This is a genomic window from Blastomonas sp. (assembly GCF_041747255.1).
Taxonomy (GTDB): domain Bacteria; phylum Pseudomonadota; class Alphaproteobacteria; order Sphingomonadales; family Sphingomonadaceae; genus Blastomonas.
Window position 1 is genome coordinate 1 of sequence record NZ_JBGTFM010000122.1, and the last position, 1,846, is coordinate 1,846.

Sequence of the window (1,846 nt, forward strand, 5' to 3'; positions counted from 1 at the left end):
CACGGATCGCGCCGATGCGGCCATCCATCATGTCCGATGGCGCGATGATGTCTGCACCTGCTGCTGCCTGATTGAGCGCCTGGCCGACCAGCACCGCGACGGTCGCATCGTTGAGCACATAGCCCGCCTCATCGATCAACCCGTCCTGGCCGTGCGCGGTATAGGGATCGAGCGCGACGTCAGTAAGCACGCCGATCTGGTCACCCAGCGCCGTTTTGATCGCGCGGATCGCGCGGCACATCAGGTTGTCGGGGTTGAGCGCCTCTGCGCCATCGTCGCTGCGCCGTTCGCGTTGCGTGTTGGGGAACAGCGCGACGCACGGAATACCCAGCGTCACCGCCTCATGTGCGCGCGCCACAATGCCATCGACCGACCAGCGCGAGACGCCGGGCAGCGCCGCGATCGGTTCTTCCACGCCCTCGCCTTCGGTCACGAACAGCGGCCAGATCAGATTGGCGGGCGACAGATGTGTTTCGCGCACCATCGCGCGGCTCCACGCGGTGGCGCGGCTGCGACGCAGGCGGGTGGCGGGATAGGCGGCGGGGGGCAAGCTGACAGTCATAGGGGCACGTCCTAGCCCGGATGGGACTGCGCGCCAAGATGCGCGACGCTATTTCGAATGGAAGGACTGGCCCCCGTGAATACCCCAACCGCTCAGGCGATGGTCGTGCCCGCGATCCGGTCGATTTCGCGTTGCGGTTCGGTGCCTTGTGCAGGCGTCGCGGGCGCAATCGATTGGAGCGCAGCACCCGGCGCGACCTTTTGCAGCTGCTGCAGCCGCGCCTTGAAATTTGCGAGTTCGCGCCCGGAAAGTTGAGCGCGGGTGGTGAAGCGCACCGAATTGGGGTCAACCGCACGTCCGCCGCGATACAGCTCATAATGCAAATGCGGCCCGGTCGACAGCCCGGTCGATCCGACATAGCCAATCACCTGACCGCGCCGGACGCGGGTACCGTTGGAAACCGCGATCCGACTCATATGGCCATAGCCACTGCCCAGATTGCCGCCGTGCGCGATGCGCACGAAATTGCCATAGCCGCCCTTGCGACCGGCATAATTGACCACGCCATCGGCGGTGGCATAGATCGGCGTGCCATGCCGCGCTTTGAAATCGAGGCCGCTGTGCATCCGCCGATAGCCCAGGATGGGGTGACGACGATAGCCGAAGCCCGATGACACCCCGCCGTTGACTGGCCGCGCAAACTCACCGCGCTCCTCGCCCACGCCCGATGCTTCGAACCATTGGCTGCGCCCGCCGGTCTGCCAGCGCACCATCTGTGCGCGCGGTTTGCCGCTGCGCTCAAGCCCTGCATACAGCAATTCGCCCATCTCCACCTCGCCAGTGGCGGCGCGCTTGTAATCGACGATGATGTCGAACTGATCATTGGCGCGGATGTCGTTGCCGATGGAAAGCTGGCTGCCCAGAGTCTGCAAATAGGCCTGGATCGCGCGCGGTGGTGCCCCGGCAGCGCGCGCCGAACGATAGAGGCTGGAGCCGACCGTGCCACGAATGCGCAGCGGGGTGGTGTCGACCACAATCGGCTTCTGGATCATTTGCAGTTCGCTGCCCGCGCGCACAATCTCGACATTTAAGTCAAAACGCGCGCGGAAAGCGATCTGCTCGACCGGGCGCGGCTGGCTGCGCGAAAAGCGCCGCCCCAAAGTGATATCGACCTGCGTGCCATCGCGGATGTCGGACAACGGCACCACGCCGGACACCAGGCTGACGACCGACGTCGCATCATCGCTGCCCACGCCCGCGCGCTGCATCAACCGGGTGAAGCTGTCGCCGCGCCCGATGACGGCGGCAAGCTGGACGGTGGGGCGTTCCGGGTTGCTGCGCAGC

General features: G+C 65.7%; 1 protein-coding gene and 1 pseudogene. Both read right to left on the reverse strand.

From position 1 onward, the window contains the following. A pseudogene (locus ACEW8G_RS04265) lies at positions 1 to 562 on the reverse strand (porphobilinogen synthase); the annotation flags it as partial. 92 nt (positions 563 to 654) lie between these two features. Next, the coding region (locus ACEW8G_RS04270) for a M23 family metallopeptidase (protein ID WP_373487209.1) at positions 655 to 1,846 on the reverse strand (1,192 nt) is incomplete at its 5' end.